The following is a 20,321-nucleotide window of genomic DNA, read 5'->3' on the forward strand; positions in this document are numbered from 1 at the left end:
CACTACTCCACAGTCCCGCTGAGAAATCGCTTCGTGCGGCCTAAGAGTGACGAACTCTCTGACTCGGCCTCGTCGCCGGCGCTGGCCTGCGGAGATTCAGCGCCACTATGAGTCGATGCATCCGCGTCAGTTCGAGCGGTTTGGGTCGTTTCCACCTGTTCGAGCTGAGTTTCGAGGGCGTCGATTCTCTCGGTCTTGTCCGCGAGTGTTGCTTCGAGTGTGGCGATTCGTTCTCGCAACATCCGAATCTTCTCCACGAGGTATACTCGGCTGCGCTCAGCACCGGCACCGACATCACCGCCGGTACCCATTGAGCCACTCTCTGGTTCAGACTCCGTTGCCGATGCTGGTTCGTAGAACTCCGACGTCGTCGCAACGGCTCGCTCAATCGTCTTCTCACCGTACGTCGACCCATCGGCGTAATGCACAGCGTCCCACTTCTCGCGCATCAACCCTGACTGCTGGAACAGCTGTTCCATCCGCCCAGCCTCGCCTCCAGTCCAAAACGCCAGCAAACAACACAACGCCATATCAGCCTCCGAGTGGCTCGCATACCCAGACGTATTCCCGTTCCAGAGGCGGGCGAACTTTGCCCCGTTCGAGGCGTTCCGTGCTTTTCGGAGGAGTTCCTGGTCGTTGAGATCGACATCGACCCTGGGCCCAGACTCTCCGCCAGCGGCACCAGAGCAATCTGCCTCAATCGCCGAATCGGATTTGGACTCCTCAACGTACTCGCGATGAATCGCCACAAGTGCATCCTGCCGACGGGCAACGCGCATGGGAGTGACGTCGACGTGGTCGCCCGTGACGGTGAAGAACCGAGCCGTGTCGTCCTCTTTCTCCGATGGGTCGTGGGTGCCGTGGGCGACTGGGCAGGCTTCTTTGCGTCCGCGGAGCACGCGGTAGGTCACACCACTCGCTTGCCGGCTGTGTTCGACTGCACTTTTTCGCGAGTCGCGCGTGGGGCTGAGGTGGATGACGGGCTGGTTGCCGGTGGCGTCTGCGTGATTCAGCCAGGGTTCAGTCGAGACGGCGTAGCTCTTTCCGAGACCCGTTGGCGCGTCGATGACGACTTCTTCCTGGTGACGAACGTCGTCAAGGAGGCGATTTCGGAGGCGGTCGCGTGCTTCGCCTGTTGAGGGCCACTCGATATCGCGAGAGGCTGCCGCGCGTTCGCGCTGGTCGCCGTCGAGAGCGTCGAGCTTTCCGAGTGGGAGGGCACTCACTTCTTCATTCGCGTTGGATTCGTACTTCGGGATGTGTGCGCCGCGATCGCGGAGCGCGTCGACGGCCTTCCAGAAGGATTCGCCACTGGGATAGTCGGTGACGGCAGTGATGAGGTGTTCTTCGAGCGCGACGACTTGGAGTGCATCCAAGCCTTGCATGCCTTTGCGGTAGACCCAACCATCACCAACCTCAGCAAGGGGAGTTCCGCTCTTCGATTGCGCCCAGCTTGGATTGAGGTCTTTGCTGCCATCGCATCGTTCGCGGGTGACGGTCGACCGAAGATGGGTGTCTCCGGGGCCGGTGTGTTGGATGGCATCGAAGACGTCCTGAATGTCGGAGGTGGTCTCGATGTAGGCGAGCGCTTCCTTGGACGTGGACGGTTCTGTGGTGAATTGGTCTGGGCGGCCAGCGGGTGGTGCTGCGCGTGTGGCCTCGAGAGCGCCGGGGTTGGTCGCGAGGAGTTCTTCGACGATATCGTGGATGTCTCTGGTGCTCGTTGCGGTGTCAGGGATGTGGTTTCCGGTGATGGTGAAGTAGCGGCGGCCGGGATAGATTTCGAGTTCCGCGTCCGGCCATTCGGGTGTGGAGAGGTCGATGGTGAGGGCGTTCACGCCATCTGGGAGGCAGAAGCCGCCGAGGGCGTGTGCGCCGGTGCCTGAGGGTGACCACTCACAGAAGGTGCCGGCGAGTTTCTCGAGAAGATCTGCTGCGACAGGGGCGACGTCTCCCGTGTCTGGATTGCGGATATCGTCAAAGTCGAGAAGCCCGACGTGAGGTTCTTCGGGAACATCTTCAGCTGGGTCAATGTGGGCGTATTTGTCGTCGCCTTCCCAGTCGTTGCGGTCGGGGCTGGTGAGATAGTAGGCGAGTCCAAGGTCGTCGTCGTGGTCGACCCAGTTTGCTGCGTCGTCAAAATCGAACCATGCGTCGGGTTTTTGGCGCCGACGAAGGCGTAGCCACTCCCGTGGCTTGAGTAGCCCCACACAGGATTGCGTGGGACTTTCCTGTCGTCGCTGTACTGCCAGAGCAGCCAGCGGGAACCGTTTTCGACGAGGTCAATTGGGTAGGTATCAGTTTCGGCCCCGCTGAGGTCGATATCCGATGGTTTGCTCTTGTCGGGCTTCTGGACGCTCGTTTCTGGTTGGGTGGTGGGTTCTGTCTGGTTGCTGGCGGGGGTGTCGTCGGTGTGTTGTGTGGTGGTTTCGAGTTGGTGGTGGTGGGTTTCGCAGAGGCTGGCGGCGTGGTCTGTATCGAGAGCGGGGTTTGTGCACGCGGGAAGTGTGCACTTCTGTTTGGAGGGGAGTCCGCTCATGCCCGGTCACCTCGGTTGTGGGCGTCGTTAAATGAATGTGAGAGGAGGAGAGACCCGTTGGTAGGGGGTTTATTACTTGGCTTGTCAGGAAATTGGTAGAAGCCAAAGGAGGGATTTTCCCCCCGACCACCGAAACCGCACGACAGCACGCGCGTGCGGCTCCGGTTACAGTGTATTCGCAATGCCAGCAGGCACGGAGCGTGGCGATACCATGTCATTGAAGCCAACTCATCCCAAGGACGCTATGAATCGCTGGATAAACGACAGAGAATCAGAACTTTCCCCGAAAAGTATCTACAATTACTCCGGGCAACTCAACCAATTCACTGACTGGCTACTCGAACACGACATTATCAACATGAATGATGTGACGAGCGAGACTCTCCAGAGTTATAAGGAACATCGAAGCGAGTCACTGAAACAAATCAGTTTGAAAAACGACATGCGAACAATTCGTGCGTGGATACGCTTCTGTGAACGAATACTTGCTGTTCCTAAGGGCCTCCATGAGTACGTTCCTATTCCCACAGTCTCAAAGGAGGACTCTATCAACGGAACCTACGTTACGAAAGGTGAATCGGACGCTCTGCTCACCTACCTCAAAAAGTACAAGTACGGGACTCTGTGGCACGTAATGGGCCTAATTCTATGGAAAACTGGAATGCGACGTAGTGGCCTGCATAGTCTCGACCTTGGTGATGTGGATACCGAGCGAAGCGTGCTAAAGCTCCGACACCGGCCTACAACGGGAACCCATCTTAAGAAAGCCTTTGACAGCGAACGTGACGTGATAATCACAGACGAAACAATGCAGGTCATCCAAGACTACATCCACAGTCACCGCATTGACACACCCGATGAACACGGTAGAGAACCTCTACTGACGAGTCGCCATGGTCGCTACTCTATCAGTTCCATCTCCGGCACAGTCTATGCGATGACTCGACCATGTTGGTACACAAACACCTGCCCGTTCGATGAAGACATCACAACGTGTGAAGCGACAAAGCGCGACCATGCGAGTAAATGCCCGGGAAGCCATAGTCCACACGCCTTCCGCCGAGGTCACGCGACCATCGCTGGCAACGTTGGACAGGACAAAGATGTGACCGGGGAACGACTCGACATGAGCCGAGATATTCTCGATAAGCACTACGACCTCGGGAGCGCCAGTGATAAAGCCGAACGTCGGCGTCAGCACTTGAAAGACTTCTGAGGAAAAACGCGAGAAGCCAAAGGTGTTTGATTTTTAGATGTTGTGCTAACGCTCGTGTGTGGACTCAATCCCGCGATGGTAGATAATGGCGAATTCGATGTGCCAAATTCTTGTACGGCCAGATAATACTGCGTGAGTCCGATAATCCCACGTCGCTGAAGATTACCGGAAGTCCAAAAGTCAGGAGTGAAAGCCCAACCAGGACTAATGCAATTCGGTACAGCATATCTTCTAAAAAGGGGAAGGACAACGAAAAAATCAGAGCGAACCCTGACAATAGAAGATAAATAAAGGTGAGTCTGATAGCATGGTAGTTTGCGGCGATTCCATCATTCATTGAAGCCAAATTATGTCTGCGAGAAAGTATTTCTAAGTAAATTGCAACCGCTGGTAGTAACAAAGCAACCAGTTCTAATAGTGCAAGTGTGGTTTCGTTCCCAGCCATATCAATAAATTTACTTATCAAGATAAAAGTTCAGCGAAAATGACTACAGATTCATTCATTCGTTTAACCTATGTAGTCAATTGAGAATCCTGTAATTGTGTGACTGTCCGTACCTTCAGCTACTCCATCGAGATTACCACTATACTGAAAGCCAGTAACCGCTAAAGGGTTCAAATCCTTATCCAGCAATATTTGCAGTTGTAAGGGTTCAAAACTATGCTTTGCTGGGAGGTAAGTATTAATAGAAAAGCCCGACGTATGTGCATTCGCCATACTCCGCTTCGCGGAAGCCAAAGGAGGGATTTGAACCCCCGACCTAATCCTTACGAAGGATTCGCTCTGCCAGCTGAGCTACTTTGGCGCGTTCTACGCATTCTAATGTGGTCGGATAACCGCAATAAGGGTTGCGAATCAGTCCGCCCCACGCTCCGTCGTATCACGCTCTCGTCAGGCGAACGTCGAGGCAGACGTTGAGTTCGTGAGGGGCGTACGAGCGCACCGTATGGAGGGTTTCGACGGTGACGTCGTACTCGGGTGTAGCAGCGTCCCGAATTGCTCGTTCGCCCGGTCCGAAGGGGTCCTCATCCGACTGGAAGTCGTAGTAGTGGAGGACGCACTCGTCTCCGGCGAGCGAGACGGCGGTGTCCAGAAATTCGTTCGCCGTGTGCGGGAGGTTCATCACGATGCGGTCGGCCCAGCCCTCGTAGTCAGCCGCCACGTCGCGAACGTCACCGTGAATCGCGGTCACGCGGTCTTCGACCCCGTTCTGGCGAGCGTTTTCACGCATGTATTTGACCGCGATTTCGTTCAGGTCACAGCCGACCACGTCACAGCCGCGTTTTGCGAAGGGAATCACGAACGGGCCGACGCCGGCGAACATATCGAACACTCGCTCGCCGGGGGCGGCCTGCTCGGTGACGCGGTGGCGTTCGGTGGCGAGTCGCGGCGAGAAGTACACTTTCGAGAGGTCGAGGTGAAACTCACAGCCATACTCTCGGTGAACCGCTTCGGTGCTCTCGCCGACGAGGATGTCCCAGTCGCGCACACGGAGTTCGCCCTGAATCTTCGAGGCGCGATTGATGACTGTATCGAGTGGGAGGTCCGAGGCCGCGATGGCGTCTGCGATTTTCTGGGCTCGGTCTGCGTCGTCCTCGTCGATGATGGCGATGGTGCCGATGCGTTCGTAGGCGGGTTCGAAGCCGAGGATGTCGCCCGGCATGGTGAGCGTCTCCCGTGCTGGGACGTCGTGGCTCACTAGGTCGTAGCCGTCTACCTTTTCCGTGACGGGGATGAAGAGGAATCCCGCTTCGACGGTAATCTCGTAGTCGTCGTCGATGACCCCGGCGTCGGCGAGAGCTCGTCGAGTCGCCTCGCCGTCTGCCACGGGCACGCGAACACACGTCACCTCCATGGATATTCGACCTCACCCGCCTGCGGGCGTAAGGGCTTCGGTCCCCGGGAGACGAGGGCAGTGCGGTTCGCTTAACTCGGCGCGTGGCCGAGAGGGCGTATGCTCACCTTCATCGGCCTCGGTCTCTACGACGAACGCTCGATTACCGTCGAAGGGAAGGAGGCGCTCGGCGAGGTAGACCGCGCGTTCGCCGAGTTCTACACCAGCAAGCTCGTCGGGACGACCATCGAAGCCGTCTCCGACTACCACGGCATCGACATCGAAGTTCGCGACCGGGAGGGCGTAGAGCAACACCCCGAACCGATTCTCGACGCCGCAGAAGAGGAGTCCGTGGCCTTCCTCACCGCGGGTGACACGATGATTTCGACGACGCACGTCGACCTCCGCCTTCGGGCGGCAGAACGTGGCATCGAGACGCGAATCATCCACGGGACGACAGCCGAAGCGGCTGCCAGTTCGCTCACCGGCCTCCAGAACTATCGTTTCGGGAAGGCGACCACCCTGCCGTTTCCCTACACCGAGTCGATGGGCGTCCCCCAGAGCGTCATCGACACTATCGAGGACAACCGCGAGCGGGGCCTCCACACACTCTGCTACCTCGACATCAAAGTCGGGGAAACCCCGACAGGCAATCGGAATTTCGTAAATTCCGCCGACAAATCCGACCGCGACGAGTTCATGACCGCCGACGTCGCCGCCTCGCTGCTCGCAGACGACTGGGACCCAGCTATGCTCGCCGTCGTCGTTGCTCGCGCGGGAAGCCCCGACCCAATCGTCGCCGCAGACCGACTCGCGGCGCTCGCAGAACGAGACTTCGGTGAACCACTCCACTTGCTCGTCATTCCGGGCGATCTCCACCACATGGAGGGCGAGGCGCTCGCCGAACTGGCCGGTGCGCCACGCGACGCTGTCTCCGAACTGAATCCGAACTGAATCGCTGTTGACCGCGTTTTCTACCTGCCGTCGCCGTCCGCTCGCACCGGTTGGTCGAGATTGAACGCTGCTCGCAGGTCGTACTCGTCACCCGTCACGAGGAAGATGAGGTCCTCGATGACGACGAGCACTTCGGGGAGTTCCCGCACGACGAACCAGGTGATGAACACGAGCGCCACGACCGCGAGGCTCTGGCTGATGATGCGGTCTGCGATGATGTAAGACACCCGGTAGGGGTCAGAGAGGGCGAACGCGGACATGACGAGGTCCGGGGCGATGTGGAACTTCTGCTTCCCAAAGCCGATACCGATGAAGATGTTGCGCACGAGATTGAGCGCGTAGATTATCGGAATCGACACCGCGAGCGCGCGGAGTTTGTTCCGCAGCGGTGCCCGAACCGCCCCAATCAAGCCGACGAAGATGGCCATGCTCCCGATGCCCGTACACGCGATGAGGATGGTGTACGTAAGCGAGTGGTTCGGGTCGTCCGCCGCGGTGAAGTAGAACGTAGAGCGGAACGGTGCGTGGCCATACTCCGCCCCCGAGACGACCGTCGGGTCCACGCCGAGCAGCGTCATCAGGAACTCCGTCTGGCGAGTGACCGTCTCGATGAGCACCCGCTTCAGCGGCGTAATCGTCTCGAAGGGCATGAACACGATGCCCATGAGCGCGACGGCGCGCGTCAACACGAACAGCGAATCGCGCCCCTTCCAGAGCAAGTAACCCACGTAGAGGCTCAGCGGCACGGCGGCGGCGCTCCCGATGCCCTCGATGATGCTCTTTGCCTCGAACGCGAAGTGATGGACGAGTGAGAGCCAGAACGCGGCGAACAGCACCCACGCCGCGACGGTTATCGGGCGTGCGAGTTCGCGGTCGCGCAGCTCGACGAGCGCACCCGCCCCGAACGACGCGACGACCAGCCACGCCAGTGGGTCAGAAAATTGCGATACCCACGCCAGCGCCGCCAGTAGCTCTCCGAGCATTTCCAGTGGGAGAGAGTAAGCGAATCTGAACTAAATGCTTTGTCCTTGGCCGGGTTTGTGCGCTAAAACTACCAGCCCGCTCGCTCGTGGCGCAGCAGTCGAGTGCTGTCGCTCGTCGGTTGAGCGCGAAAGAAAAGTGGAAATCAAAGTCGGGACGAAGTCCCGGAGTTACGCTTAGTTGCTGCGGCGCACTGCGAGGAGTGCGGCTGCAATGAGCGCGATGACGGCTGCGAGTGCACCGAAGCCAGGACCGGTTTCCTCGGTCGTGGTTGGCTCGTCGGTGGAGTCAGACGTCGTGGTTGGCGACGAGGTTGCCGTGCCGGTCTCGGTTGCCGTGGCCGTGCCCGTTGCCGTGCCAGTTGCCGTACCGGTCGTGGTCGTACCGTCGCCGATAGTGATCTGAGCGGAGTCAGTCACTGCGGACCCGTCGTCACCAGCGTACGGACCGTCGTCCTCGCCTTCGGAGGTGACGAAGTCGTACTCCTGGTTACCGTTGGTGTCCATGTGAGGCATGGCGATGAGCTCCTGGTCCTCTTCGAGGGTTGCGTTGAGGGAGACCTCAACGTCGGAGTGTTCGCCTGCTTCGAGGTATTCGGAGGTGCCAACGACGCTACCGAGTGCGTCGCCGTCGAGGAGCGTGGAGTCGTGAATGGTCACGAAGCCGCCCTCGGACATGTTGACGGAGGAGACGACGACCGAGTCACCAGAGGTGGACTGGTCGTCGAAGGTGACGGAGGCCGATGGGCCTGCGCCGACCGTCCCGTCAACGCTCTCGAGCTCCATGCCGCCCTTGCGGATGGAAGCGTCGAATTCGGCACCGGATGCGACGTTGGACATGTCGAACTCAGCAGACCACGTACCGTCGGTCTGGACTTCAACGGTGTCCGACTTCAGGAATGGCGAGTCGCTGTTCGAAGAGCGGAGACGGATGGTCAGTTCCGTACCTGGTGCGAGGTTGCTCGTACCGGTGACGGATGCTGCGGAGCTCTTCGGGATGACGAGGTCGCCGTCCTGAAGGTTGTCGAATTCTGCTTCAGCGTCTTCGATGGAGAGGTTCGTCGTGACGGTTTCCTCTTCATCTTCGTCGAGGTACGGGTTCGTACCCTCAACGTCGTCTGCAAGGTCGCTACCTTCACCTGCAACACCGAAGGTAACTTCGTGTTCTTGGCCGTCTTCCATCGCCTCGATGGCGCCAGTGTCAATCACGACAAAGAACGTGTTGTTGTCTTCGTCGGTGTAGAGCTGAGCCTGCGAGGCGCTGAGGCCTGCGAGGTCGTCTTGGTCGATGACGACTTCTTCCTGGTTTGCGTCAGGGTTGGTCTGCTCGAATTTGAGCTGGAGACCGTTGCCCACGAGCGTGCTGAGGTCTTCGTCCTCAACGTAGCCGTAGAGGCCGGATGCTTCGACCTGGACGACCAGGCGGTCGCCCTTCACGACGGTGTCGCTCTCGCTGACCTCACCGAGGAGGTCTTCGAGGTCGTCAGAGTTGGCTGCTGCGTCTGGGGCGACCCACGTCTTGATGGAGTCGGTGGAACGGTCGCGGAGTGCGAGCGTACCGACGTCTTTCTCGTCAACAACGTCGCCGTCGTCGTCGATTTCATCGGAGGAGGCGACGCGGAGGTCGTAGTCGCCCGTTGCGAGTGGGTCCTCAAGGTCTCCCGGGATGTCGCCGCCGAGAGTAAGACGAGTTTCTTCGTTCACAATGTCGTCGCCTTCAGCAGAGTAGCTGTCAACCTCTGCGTCGCCAGCGGTGAACGTGTTCATCTTGATGGTGACCTCGCCGTCCTCGTCATCATCGACGATGTGGACGCGTTCGAGGTAGTTCACGTCTTCGCCACCGATGAAGACCCACGCCTCGGTGGAGTCTTCCATGTTGACGGTGATGTACGCGTTGTCACCGACTTCCTCAGTCGTGACCGACTGATCGAAGGCGATGTCCGTGTCCTTCTCGTTAACCGTGACGGATGCGGAGTCGGACGCGGTGGTATCGTTCACCTGGAAGTCGAACGTGTAGTCACCGACGGTGTCGAATTCGGAGAAGTCAGCAACGACGGTGTCGTCTCCAGTGACCTGGAGCGTGACTTCGTCGTCATCCTCGTTCTCAGAGATGAAATTGTTCTGACCCTGGTTGAAGATGTCCGCAAGATCGTCGCTGTCGAGACCCTCTGCGGTGACGTCGAGCAGGAAGGAGCCACGGTTGGACGTGACGTCGATTTCAGCCGTGCCATCTTGGAGGACTTCCGTGTCGTCCTCGTCGGTCTCTGTCGTCAGGGACTGAACTGCAGACTCCCACTCGGATGCGGTAACCTGCTCTTCTTCGGTTCCATCTGCTGCAGCAGAACCGACACCGTTTGAGTTAACGGTGACAATCGTACCTTTGTAGACAATGACGTAATTGCCGTCAAGGTTGTCCGTATCGATGAGAGTGGCTGCGTTGTCGGTATCGACCGTGAATTCGGTCACGAGTCCACCAACTTCGCCGTCACTGTTCACTTCGCGGATCTGGAAGGTGCGGTCACTTGCTGAATCGCCTGGGCCGGCGAAATTGCTACCATCGAAGTAAACTTCCTGGCCTTGCCAGAAAGTTTCTCCTGAGTCGAGTATGTCATCGGCGTCTGCTGAATTTGCTGCAGCCGCAGAGCCTGCAAAGGCTACTGTGCCAGCAAACACGGACAGGACCATAAGGCCTGCCAGGAACAAACTCCGAATCTTGGTGTTTGTGTCTGTCATGGTTGATTTATGTGTTGTACACACCGGCAACAGCACTTTCACGTCGTCCGCGTTTGGGAGTCGCAATACCCGGGAGAGCCCGGGCCCGGAGAGCGTTACTCCGTACTGTCACCATGGGTAGGGGTACACCACAAAAGATAGCCTGTCATTATAAATGCTTTGTGGTACTCTGCAAATAATGATAACTCGTATCATCCAACGATTCGCCTGTCACCCCGGGGTTTTACAGACCCTATAATCTGCGTCTGACGAAAGTCAGACAATAGTTCAATTCATTCACAGAATGTGGTTTCTCAGACCCAGTGACAGGTCTCTGGTCTGGCGTTCACGCGCGAGGGCGGGCGCAAATAAGATGTATTAGCGAGAGAATGTCGAGTTCCTAGACACTCAATCGGAATCGACTATTTTCACGACAAAATCGCAAAAAACAACTATTACCGGCAGTATTGTCCTGTTTTTCTGGTTCAGAGGTCGGCTGCCGTTTCCGGATTCAGAATCTCGACTTCGTGGCCATTCGCCGTGTGGGTGAACGCATAGCGGAAGTCACAGCTCTCTGGGTCGCGGTACTCTTCGATATCACGGGTTACGAGCGTCTCCCAGTACGATTCTAAGTCGTCCGTCCGGACGGCGATGTGGCCCCACGCGTCGCCTGTGTCGTAGCTGCGCCCGTCGTAGTTGTAGGTCAGTTCGACGGACATCTCCTCTTTGGCGGCCCCGCGCGGCTTCATGAAGTAGAGCGCGAAGCTGTCGTGTTCGGAGCGCCGGAACAGCTCGTAGTCGAGTTTGTGCGTGTACCAGCCAATCGCCTTCTCTATGTCCTCGACGCGGACCATCGTGTGGTCGAGCGACCAGCGCGCGCCGTGGTCGCGCTCGACGATTTCGATTTCGTGGCCGTCGGGGTCTTTGACGAACGCGTAGGAGCCACCGCAGGAGTCGGGGTCGCGGTAGTCCTCGACGCCCGCGTCCATGAGTTCGTCGTACGCTTCGTACACGTCTTCGACGCGGACGGCGATGTGGCCCCACGCGTCGCCTGCGTCGTAGCTTCGTCCGTCGTGATTGTAGGTGAGTTCGATGGTCGCGCCGTCCTCGTGCATGTCTTCCGGTCCGAGGTAGACGTTCGTGAAGGTGTCTGCCTCCCAGCGGCCTTTCTCCTCGTAGCCGAGGTGCGTCTTGTACCAGTCGAGCGATTCGTCTAAGTCTTCGACGCGCATCATCACGTGGTCGAGTGTCCCTTCCATACCCCCGAATGCGGACCGCGGGCCAAAAAGAACACCGGAGCCCTACGTTTCGTGCCGGAAGATGTGGCGCAAATCCGGCCCGTAGAACCACCACGCGACGGTCCAGAGGGCGACCATGCCGAGCGGGAAGACGCGGTTACCAAGCGAGGCGATGAGGCCGATGGTGAGGTAGAACTGCGCCCCGCCCGCGAACACGAGCAGGCCACCGGTGAGACGGCGGTCCTCACGGCCGAGGAAGCCGGTCGCGGCACTCACCAGCGCGCCGAGGTAGAGCAGGGTGCTCGCGGGCCACGCCTGCAACGACCGGGGTAGCCCGAGGGTAAATCGCGTGAGGTAATCGTAGAGATTCGTGAGGTGCAACGGGTTCGTGTTCACGAGACCAAAGGAGAACACGAGCGTGAACTGCCCGTTCAGCAGGATGACGGTCCAGGGCAACAGGCCAACTGCGAGAAGGGCAAGCAGGCGACCGATTGTGGCGCGATTCGAAGGGGCGTCTGCACCCATCTACTTGCGGGCGATGATTCGCAGAATGTCTTCGTCTTCGAGTTTGTGGTCCAGCCCGACCTGTTGTTCGTCGTGTTTCGCACTCGGGCCCGTCACGCGGGCGAAGCGAAACCGGTCGAGCAGGTTCGCGCCGAGTTTCTTACACGCGTCTTCGATGGTGTCCCCGCGCTGGATGATGAGCGGCTCCTCGAAGTCCGTCCCTCGACCGGGCTTGTCCATGTAGACGCGGATGAGACCGAGGCGCTCCCAGATTTCCTCTTTGAGTGCGTCGAGTCCTCGTTCGGCTTCGGCGCTGATGAACACGACGTCGTCGGGGTCGAGCCCCTGCTCGCGGAGGTCCTCGTGGACCGTCTCCAGGTAGTCGCGGTCGATGAGGTCTGCCTTGTTGGCGATGACCATCGACGGCAGGTACACCCGATTTTTCATCAGGCCGTCGATGAGGCGGTCGACGGTGATGTTCTCGCGGATGACCACGTCTGCATTCACGAACCCTTTCTCGCGGAGGATTTCTTTGATGACCTCCTCAGAGAGGTCGAGGTCCACGCTCGACGTGATGTTGATGCCGCCTTTCCCTTTCTTGGTAATCTTGATGGAGGGCGGTTCGGTGTCGAGACGGACCTTGTTGTTATACAGTTCCTCGCGTAGGCGAGCGTAGCGGTCGATTTCGAACACCGACAGCATGAAGATGATGAGGTCCGCCGTTCGGACGACGGAGAGTACTTCTCGACCACCACCACGGCCCCCTGCTGCGCCCTCGATGAGGCCGGGCACGTCGAGCAGCTGGATGTTCGCGCCGTTGTACTGCAACATGCCGGGGTGGACGTTGAGCGTCGTGAACTCGTACGACCCTACTTCGCTTTCTGCGTTCGTGAGGGCGTTGAGGAGCGTGGATTTGCCAACGCTCGGGAACCCCACGAGCGCAACCGTCGCATCGCCGGTCTTCTCGACGGCGTATCCTTCGCCACCGCCCGCGGAGGCTTGCGACTCCAGTTTCTCTTTTTTGTCCGCGAGCTTTGCCTTCAGCCGCCCGATGTGCGCCTCGGTTGACTTGTTGTAGGGCGTGTTGGCAATCTCCTCGCGGATAGATTCAATCTCCTCTTCGAGCCCCATTACATGGCTATCGGCGGTGCCCGTCGAAAAACCCTTTCCATTGGGACGGTTGTCAAGTCGATACGTTAATACGGGGGTGCCGAGTGGGCCTACCTAGTTGATGTCCGATTCAGCTCGCTTCCGCGATAGCACGCAAATCGTGCTTCCGGCAGACGTGTACGCAAACGTCCGCGACTCGCTGGAGGCAGAGTTTACGCTAACCGCCACCGAGGAGCGACCGGGTTCGGTTCGCCTCATCGGGAGTCCAATCGACATTAAAGCCGCGAGCGACTACCTCGTACGGCAGGGCATCCCGGTTCGCTGAGTGCCCGGCGCTGTGGTCAAAAGACAATTCTTAAAACCAACCGAGCGGTTGTGTCGGATATGGCTGGAACTATCGAAGCACTCGTACCCGGCGGTAAGGCCAACCCTGGCCCACCGCTCGGTCCCGAGCTCGGTCCGACCCCCGTCGACGTGCAGGCGGTCGTTAACGAGATTAACGACCTGACCGCCGCCTTCGACGGCATGGAAGTGCCCGTCACCATCACGTACGAAGACGACGGTTCGTTCGACATCGACGTCGGTGTGCCGCCAACGGCAGCACTTATCAAAGACGAGGTCGGATTCGAGACCGGCAGCGGCCGCCCACAGGCCGACTTCGTCGCCGACATCACGGTCGAACAGGTAAAGAAAATCGCAAAGCAGAAACAGACCGACCTCCTCGCCTACGACGTGAAGAACGCGGCGAAGGAAGTCGGCGGCACCTGCGCCTCGCTCGGCGTCACCATCGACGGTGAGGACGCCCGAACCTTCAAACAGCGCGTCGACTCGGGCAAGTACGACGACATCCTCGTCGAATAAACCGACACAACTGTTCTCACGGTCACGCGCCGTTCGACGCTTTTAAGTTAGTCTTGGGCGTGAAATCGGGTGAGGCAGGCACGCAGCCTGTTTCATCCCGTAGAAGCTACGAAAGCGTACTACGGAGGTGAATGATGGCAGAATATGATATAGTGCAAGCAGTCTCTCGCGCACTCGAGGAGGCACCTGAGCGGAAGTTCCGCGAAACGGTGGACCTCGCGATTAACCTGCGCGACCTCGACTTAAACGAACCGTCGAAACGTGTTGATGAGAGTGTAGTCCTCCCAGCGGGGACCGGTCAGGAGACCCAGATTGTGGTCTTCGCCGATGGTGAAACCGCACTCCGAGCAGAAGACGTCGCTACCGTCATGGGTAAGGACGATATCGAAGACCTCGGAGATGACACAAACGCAGCCAAGGATCTGGCAGACGAGACCGACTTCTTCGTTGCAGAAGTCTCGAAGATGCAGGACATCGGTCGCCACCTTGGTACCGTTCTCGGACCACGCGGTAAGATGCCAACACCACTCCAACCCGACGACGACGTCGTCGAGGTAGTGAATCGTATGAAGAACACCGTCCAGCTCCGGAGCCGTGACCGGCGGACCTTCCACACCCGCGTTGGTGCAGAAGACATGTCCCCAGAGGACATCGCCGAGAACGTCGACGTTATCCTCCGGCGTCTGGAAGCGAACCTGGAAAAAGGGCCGCTCAACATCGACAGCGTCTACGTCAAGACGACGATGGGCCCGAGTGTGAGGGTGGCATAATGTCTGCAGAATCCGAGCGCAAAACAGAGGTCATTCCCCAGTGGAAGCGTGAGGAAGTCGACGCACTCGTCGACATCTTCGATGACTACCAGAGTGTCGGTGTCGTCCGTATCTCCGGCATCCCATCGAAGCAACTGCAGGCGATGCGCAGCGAACTCCACGGCAGCGCAGAACTGCGCGTCAGCCGTAACACGCTGATGACGCGTGCGCTGGAAGAAATCAACGACGGGCTCGAGCAGCTCGTAGAGCACGTAGACGGGCAGGTCGGCCTTATCGGCACCAACGACAACCCGTTCGGCCTCTTCAAGAAGCTCGAAGCCTCGAAAACGCCAGCCCCAATCAACGCTGGCGAAGTCGCACCCAACGACATCGTCATCCCAGCAGGTGACACCGGCGCGGACCCCGGTCCGTTCGTGGGTGAACTCCAGCAAGTTGGCGCAAACGCCCGCATCCAGGATGGCTCCATCCACGTCTTGGAGGACTCGAAGGTTCTCGAAGAGGGTGAGGAAGTCACCCAGCAGCTCGCGTCCGTCCTCGCGGAACTCGGCATCGAGCCGAAAGAGGTCGGTCTCGACCTGCGCAGTGTGTACTCCGAGGGCGTGCTGTTCGACCCAGCCGACCTCGCAATCGACGTGGACGAGTACCGCAGCGATATCGAGCGTGCCGTGGCCCAGGCCCGGAACCTCTCTATCAACTCGGTCTACCCGACGGCGCAGACGGCCCCCGACCTCATCGCCAAGGCATCCGCCGAGGCAAAGAGCGTGGGTCTCCAGGCCGCCATCGCGAGCCCGGACCTCGCCGACGATCTCATCAGCCGTGCCGACGCGCAGATGCGCGCACTCGCGGCCCTGATCGACGACGAGGAGGCCCTGCCCGAGGAGCTTCGCGGCATCGAAGCCGCCGCTCCCGCGCAGTCGGCTGAAGCTGAAGAAGACGCAGCAGACGAATCGACCGACGACCAAGCCGCTGAGACCGACGCCGCGGACGACGACGACGATGACGACGAAGACGACGCAGGTGAGGGTCTCGGCAACCTATTCGGATAAGCAACAATGGAATACATCTACGCAGCGCTCATCCTGAACGAGACGGACGCAGAGATCAACGAAGAAAACCTCACCGCAGTGCTCGACGCAGCAGGCGTCGACGTCGAAGAGTCCCGTGTGAAGGCGCTCGTCGCCGCACTCGAGGACGTCGACATCGAGGACGCAATCGAGCAGGCCGCAGCAGTTCCTGCCGCCGGCGCCGCCGCAGCCCCAGCAGAGGGTAGCAGTGACGACGGAGACGACGACGAAGCCGACGAAGCCGATGCTGCAGCCGAAGCGGACGACGACGACGAGGAAGACGAAGAGGCCAGCGGCGAAGGTCTCGGCTCCCTCTTCGGTTAAACGTCGATTCGACCAACCTTCTCCATTTTTTCAGTTCCCCGAGCGACAGCGCCCGTCGCCGGCCGACGAGTTACGCAATCGGCCCATCCGCGAGTTTATACCTGAAGCCGGGACCAGTCCGTCCTGAATGCCGCTCCCGAGCGTGAGTGTCCCCGTCGCCCCCGAAGCCACCTTGACCACCCTCGGGTTCGTCGCCGGCGGGATTTACCTCGGGACGATAAGCGGCCCCATCCCCGGCCTCCACGCGAACAACTTCGCCCTTTACTCGCGGCTGGCGTGTCGTTCGTCCCCGGCCCGCCGGCCCTAGTTGGCGTCGCGATGCTCGCCGCCATCGCAATCGCTGCCGCCGTCGCCTTCGTGCTCGTGAGGGTGGTCGGCGACTGGTATCTCGAAGCGGTCGGGTCGCTCGACTACGCGACACTCTCCGTCGTCGTCCTTTGCCTGCTCTGCCTGCTGGCGTGGTTGTTCGCCGGGGGAGTCGGCGTCGTGGTGCTCTGCGTCGCCACGCTGGTCGGACTCGTCCCCGTCTGCCTCGGCACGCGACGTGTCCATCTCATGGGCGTGTTGCTTGGCCCGATAATTCTCGGTGACGTGTGTGCGAAATTCCTCCTCTTCTGCCAGTTGTGAGGCATCCACATGCGGATACACCGATGTGTTTAAAAGCATTCCATACAGGATTGTGGATAGATGTTCGAATTGGCAAAACCGTGGCAGGAGGGCACCAATGGCAGATAACGAGCCGACGCAAGAGGCCGGGTTCGTCGAGTACGGAATCGAGGACAAACCGCCGCTCGGTGAATCGGCACTCCTTGGTATGCAACACTACCTCACGATGGTCGGAGCGAACATCGCGGTGCCACTCATCCTGGCCGGAGCAATGGGTATGCCCCCGGAGATTACCGCCAGACTCGTCGGGACGTTCTTCGTCGTTTCCGGGATTGCAACGCTCGCCCAGACCACGTTCGGCAACCGCTATCCAATCGTCCAGGGCGCGCCGTTCTCGATGCTCGCACCAGCGCTCGCCATCATCGGCGTCGTCGGCAGCTTCCCCGGGGACCCCGGCTGGGAAGTGATGATCGTCCACTTACAGGGCGCTATCATCGCGGCCGCGCTCGCAGAGGTGGCAATCGGTTACTTCGGCGTCGTTGGCAAACTCAAGCAGTTCCTCTCGCCTGTCGTGGTCGCGCCGACCATCGCACTCATTGGCCTTTCACTCTTCTCCGTCCCACAGGTTACCCGAGCAGACCAGAACTGGTGGCTTCTTGGACTGACGTTGTTCCTTATCGTCCTGTTCAGCCAGTACATGAAAGACAATAACAAAGTGTTCAAACTGTTCCCCGTTCTGCTGGCAATCGTTGTCGCATATCTCGTTGCGGTCGTTCTCTCGGTGACGGGCGTCTACACGTCGAGTACGCTTGGATACGTGGACCTTGCCACCGTGACCGAGGCTCCCCCACTGCTCCCAATCTACCCACTCCAGTTCGGCATGCCCGTCTTCGAAACGTCGTTCATCGTCGGCATGTTCGCGGGCGTCGTCGCTTCCATCGTCGAATCCTTTGGCGACTATCACGCCGTTGCTCGCCTCTCAGGCGTCGGTGCGCCGAGTGAAAAGCGCATCAACCACGGCATCGGGATGGAGGGGCTGATGAACGTCTTCGCGGGCATCATGGGTGCTGGCGGTTCGACCTCCTACTCCGAGAATATCGGCGCAATCGGCCTCACGGGTGTGGCCTCCCGCTACGTGGTGCAGGTCGGTGCGGCCGTCATGCTGGTGATGGGCTTCATCGGCTACTTCGGCCAACTCATCGCCACCATCCCCGACCCGATTATCGGCGGCCTGTTCATCGCCATGTTCGGGCAAATCGTCGCCGTTGGCCTCTCGAACCTGAAGTACGTCGACTTGGATTCCTCGCGAAACATCTTCGTCCTCGGGACGGCCATGTTCGCGGGCCTCGCGATTCCGGCCTACATGAGCAACGTCGCCGCAGTAGACCCGAACATCTCCGGACCGGAGATGCTGCGCATGGGTCTCGAAGGAATCCCACTCCTCGGTGCGGTCCTCGGCAACCAAATCGTCGCGGACACGCTGTTCGTCTTCGGCGGCACGGGCATGGCAGTCGGCGGCCTCGTCGCGCTCGTCCTCGACAACACCATCCCCGGGTCTGACGACGAACGCGGCCTCACCGTCTGGCAGGCAATCGCCGAGGACGACGAGGACTTCCAGACCTTCTTCGAGCGCCGCGGAAGCGACAGCGGGTCGCCCGAAAGCGCAGACTGACTCGCGGACACGGCGGTTCGTCGTACCTTCTCGCCCGCTGTTTGTTTCAACTCTCCTACGTCAATCGTAAATCATTATATACGGGGCGTCGCATGGTAACACGGTTCAGTCGAAACTCGCAGATAAACGCGTTGGCCGGTGTGACGAGGAGGGCCGGAGGAATCCGATGCCAGACGACGAATCAGACACACAACACGGGACGGATGCCGAGTCTGTCGGTGATGTCGACCACGACATCTACACGACCGAAGACGTCGGCAAACAGTATCGAGAGACAGTCTATCGCGACCTCGACTACGAATCGCTCGATGTCGCACCCGCGACGGCCGACTATCCAGACAGCAGCGAAGGGGGTTACCGATTGGCCGACCTCCCGAAGGTGCCGAAGGTGCGCCACATCGTCGGACCGAGCGCCATCATGCTCGGGGCGTCGCTCGGCAGCGGCGAGACGATGTTCTGGCCGACTATCGTCGCCGATTACGGTTGGGCGCTCTACTGGGCGTTCTGGATCGGTGTCATCACGCAGTTTTTCATCAACACCGAACTCCAGCGGTGGACGATGGCCACCGGGGAGAGCATCTTCCGCGCATTCGAGCGGTTGAACGGCATCTGGCCGTGGTTCTTCCTCGCCGCCGGCTTCTTCCACCTCGGGTGGCCGGGGTGGGCCGCAGGTGGTGCTGAAGTGCTCGCGGCGTGGACCGGCATCGTCCCTCGCGGGGATTGGTGGATGATTGGCGTCGTCACGATGTTGCTCATCTGGGCGTCCTACATGGCTGGACCAGTCATGTACAATGTCATCGAGAACATTCAGCTCGCTCTGATGGCTGTCGCCATCTTCGGTGCGGTCGTCCTCGTGTTCGCCGTCGGGACGGTCGGACAACTGGCGAACGTGCCAGCGGGTGCGGTCAACTTCGGCGCACTTCCCCCGCAAAACGAGATGAACATCGCCGTGTTCCTCGGCGGCCTCGCCTACGCCGGGGCGGGCGGCTACATCAACCTCTCACAGGGCGTGTGGGCTCGCGAGAAGGGGTACGGGATGGGGACCTACCAGGGCCGAATCAAGAATCCGCTTCGGGGCGCGACCCCGGAGACCGTCCACGACGGCTTCGCATTCGAACCGACCGACAAGAACCTCAAACGCTGGCGCGGATGGTGGAAGGTCACCCAGCGCGAACACTTCCTCACCTTCGTGATTGGGCTACTCGTCGTCGCGACGGTCGCGATGACCATCGCAGCCGAGTTCGCCACCTCGGTTCCAGGCGGCGATGGTATCGCCATGTGGGTGGACGTCGTCATTCCGAACCTGCCGGGCGGCGCGCTCGTCGGGAACCTGATGTACGCCGTCATCTTCATTGCGCTATTCAGCACGCAGTACGCCATCGTCGAATCGTTCGTCCGCAACAGTGTCGACATCCTCTACGAGGGCTACGGGCGAGATGCGGGCTGGGACCTCTCACGGACGTTCCTCGGCCTCCTTACCCTGTTCACGGCGTGGGGTATCCTCATCATCGTCGGGACCGGCCTCCTCAACTGGGGTCAACCGTGGATTCTCCTCGTCATCGGCGCGGCCATCGCGGGCGTGATGATGTGGCCGTACAACGCACTGACCATCATCCTCAACACGACGCGACTGCCGGAACACACCCAACCGGGATGGGGCCGCGTCGTCGCGATGTGGTGGGCAACCGGCTTCTTCGGCTACTTCAGCGTCCTGCTCATCGGGAGCCAACTCGTGTCCGTCACCGGGAGCGCAGCGTTCGAAACGACACTCGGCGTCGTCGGCAGCGGCGTCGGTGGCTACGCCCTCTGGGCGATTGCCCTCATCGTGCAGGTGTACACGATGTATCGCAGCGCCACGGCGAAACTCGAAGCCAGTGGCACCGTTGAGGACGCAGAGAAGGCGAGCAGCCTCCTCTCCTGACTCCACATCATCTTT

18 protein-coding genes, 1 tRNA gene and 1 pseudogene are annotated in these 20,321 nt (G+C 59.7%); 11 read left to right on the forward strand and 9 right to left on the reverse strand.

Features of this window, described 5'->3' with window-relative positions:
• Positions 1 to 2: 2 nt before the first annotated feature.
• Positions 3 to 2,210, reverse strand: a complete 2,208-nt coding sequence (locus tag P1M51_RS08515) for a hypothetical protein (protein ID WP_276274356.1) — start codon at positions 2,208 to 2,210, stop codon at positions 3 to 5.
• 510 nt (positions 2,211 to 2,720) lie between these two features.
• Between P1M51_RS08515 and P1M51_RS08520 the strand changes: the two genes are divergently transcribed.
• A complete protein-coding gene (locus P1M51_RS08520) occupies positions 2,721 to 3,755 on the forward strand; it encodes a site-specific integrase (RefSeq protein ID WP_276274357.1) in 1,035 nt (344 codons plus the stop codon).
• Between the two features lie 733 nt (positions 3,756 to 4,488).
• Here the strand turns inward: P1M51_RS08520 and P1M51_RS08525 are convergent.
• Positions 4,489 to 4,561, reverse strand: a tRNA-Thr gene (locus P1M51_RS08525).
• A 75-nt stretch (positions 4,562 to 4,636) separates the two neighbouring features.
• Entirely contained in the window at positions 4,637 to 5,611 is a 975-nt protein-coding gene (locus P1M51_RS08530) for a class I SAM-dependent methyltransferase family protein (protein WP_276247780.1), read from the reverse strand.
• A gap of 99 nt (positions 5,612 to 5,710) precedes the next feature.
• On the opposite strand from P1M51_RS08530, the gene dph5 reads away from it, so the two are divergent.
• Positions 5,711 to 6,544, forward strand: coding sequence for a diphthine synthase (gene dph5 / locus P1M51_RS08535; RefSeq protein WP_276274358.1), 834 nt, complete (start codon positions 5,711 to 5,713; stop codon positions 6,542 to 6,544).
• Between the two features lie 20 nt (positions 6,545 to 6,564).
• Here dph5 and artA read toward each other — a convergent pair whose 3' ends face one another.
• The 6 genes and pseudogenes from artA to P1M51_RS08560 all read right to left on the reverse strand — a co-directional run bounded on the left by artA (position 6,565) and on the right by P1M51_RS08560 (position 13,109).
• Complete coding sequence (gene artA / locus P1M51_RS08540; protein WP_276274359.1) at positions 6,565 to 7,527, reverse strand: archaeosortase A; 963 nt, start codon at positions 7,525 to 7,527, stop codon at positions 6,565 to 6,567.
• 174 nt (positions 7,528 to 7,701) lie between these two features.
• Positions 7,702 to 9,990 carry a BGTF surface domain-containing protein gene (locus P1M51_RS08545; protein ID WP_276274360.1) on the reverse strand — a complete coding sequence of 763 codons (2,289 nt, stop codon included), beginning with the start codon at positions 9,988 to 9,990 and terminating at the stop codon, positions 7,702 to 7,704.
• 201 nt (positions 9,991 to 10,191) lie between these two features.
• Positions 10,192 to 10,257 (reverse strand): annotated as a pseudogene (locus tag P1M51_RS20120) (surface glycoprotein); the annotation flags it as partial.
• A 464-nt stretch (positions 10,258 to 10,721) separates the two neighbouring features.
• Positions 10,722 to 11,495, reverse strand: a complete 774-nt coding sequence (locus P1M51_RS08550) for a VOC family protein (RefSeq protein ID WP_276274361.1) — start codon at positions 11,493 to 11,495, stop codon at positions 10,722 to 10,724.
• A gap of 42 nt (positions 11,496 to 11,537) precedes the next feature.
• Positions 11,538 to 11,999: a TIGR04206 family protein gene (locus P1M51_RS08555; RefSeq protein WP_276247785.1), complete on the reverse strand. Its 462-nt coding sequence runs from the start codon at positions 11,997 to 11,999 to the stop codon at positions 11,538 to 11,540.
• Positions 12,000 to 13,109 carry a GTP-binding protein gene (locus tag P1M51_RS08560; RefSeq protein ID WP_276247786.1) on the reverse strand — a complete coding sequence of 370 codons (1,110 nt, stop codon included), beginning with the start codon at positions 13,107 to 13,109 and terminating at the stop codon, positions 12,000 to 12,002. It lies immediately after the preceding gene.
• Positions 13,110 to 13,209: 100 nt separating this feature from the next.
• Between P1M51_RS08560 and P1M51_RS08565 the strand changes: the two genes are divergently transcribed.
• The 9 genes from P1M51_RS08565 (at position 13,210) to P1M51_RS08605 (ending at position 20,306) form a co-directional block, all read left to right on the forward strand.
• Complete coding sequence (locus P1M51_RS08565; protein WP_276247787.1) at positions 13,210 to 13,413, forward strand: hypothetical protein; 204 nt, start codon at positions 13,210 to 13,212, stop codon at positions 13,411 to 13,413.
• 59 nt (positions 13,414 to 13,472) lie between these two features.
• Positions 13,473 to 13,949 (forward strand): 50S ribosomal protein L11, encoded by a 477-nt coding sequence (locus P1M51_RS08570; protein WP_276247788.1) that lies wholly within the window; start codon positions 13,473 to 13,475, stop codon positions 13,947 to 13,949.
• Between the two features lie 134 nt (positions 13,950 to 14,083).
• On the forward strand, positions 14,084 to 14,719 hold the full coding sequence (locus P1M51_RS08575; RefSeq protein ID WP_276248486.1) for a 50S ribosomal protein L1: 636 nt from the start codon (positions 14,084 to 14,086) through the stop codon (positions 14,717 to 14,719).
• Complete coding sequence (locus P1M51_RS08580) at positions 14,719 to 15,765, forward strand: 50S ribosomal protein L10 (RefSeq protein WP_276247789.1); 1,047 nt, start codon at positions 14,719 to 14,721, stop codon at positions 15,763 to 15,765. The genes P1M51_RS08575 and P1M51_RS08580 overlap by 1 nt, the downstream gene beginning before the upstream one ends.
• 6 nt (positions 15,766 to 15,771) lie before the next feature.
• Positions 15,772 to 16,107 carry a 50S ribosomal protein P1 gene (gene rpl12p / locus P1M51_RS08585; protein ID WP_276247790.1) on the forward strand — a complete coding sequence of 112 codons (336 nt, stop codon included), beginning with the start codon at positions 15,772 to 15,774 and terminating at the stop codon, positions 16,105 to 16,107.
• Between the two features lie 127 nt (positions 16,108 to 16,234).
• Positions 16,235 to 16,414 (forward strand): hypothetical protein, encoded by a 180-nt coding sequence (locus P1M51_RS08590; protein WP_276274362.1) that lies wholly within the window; start codon positions 16,235 to 16,237, stop codon positions 16,412 to 16,414.
• Entirely contained in the window at positions 16,384 to 16,734 is a 351-nt protein-coding gene (locus tag P1M51_RS08595; protein ID WP_276274363.1) for a tripartite tricarboxylate transporter permease, read from the forward strand. Before P1M51_RS08590 ends, P1M51_RS08595 begins: the two co-directional genes overlap by 31 nt.
• Before the next feature lie 97 nt (positions 16,735 to 16,831).
• Positions 16,832 to 18,385, forward strand: coding sequence for a uracil-xanthine permease family protein (locus P1M51_RS08600; protein WP_276274364.1), 1,554 nt, complete (start codon positions 16,832 to 16,834; stop codon positions 18,383 to 18,385).
• Positions 18,386 to 18,551: 166 nt separating this feature from the next.
• Positions 18,552 to 20,306, forward strand: coding sequence for an Nramp family divalent metal transporter (locus P1M51_RS08605; protein ID WP_276274365.1), 1,755 nt, complete (start codon positions 18,552 to 18,554; stop codon positions 20,304 to 20,306).
• Positions 20,307 to 20,321 lie beyond the last annotated feature (15 nt).

Origin of the sequence: Haladaptatus sp. QDMS2 (assembly GCF_029338295.1) — an archaeon.
Taxonomy (GTDB): domain Archaea; phylum Halobacteriota; class Halobacteria; order Halobacteriales; family Halococcaceae; genus QDMS2.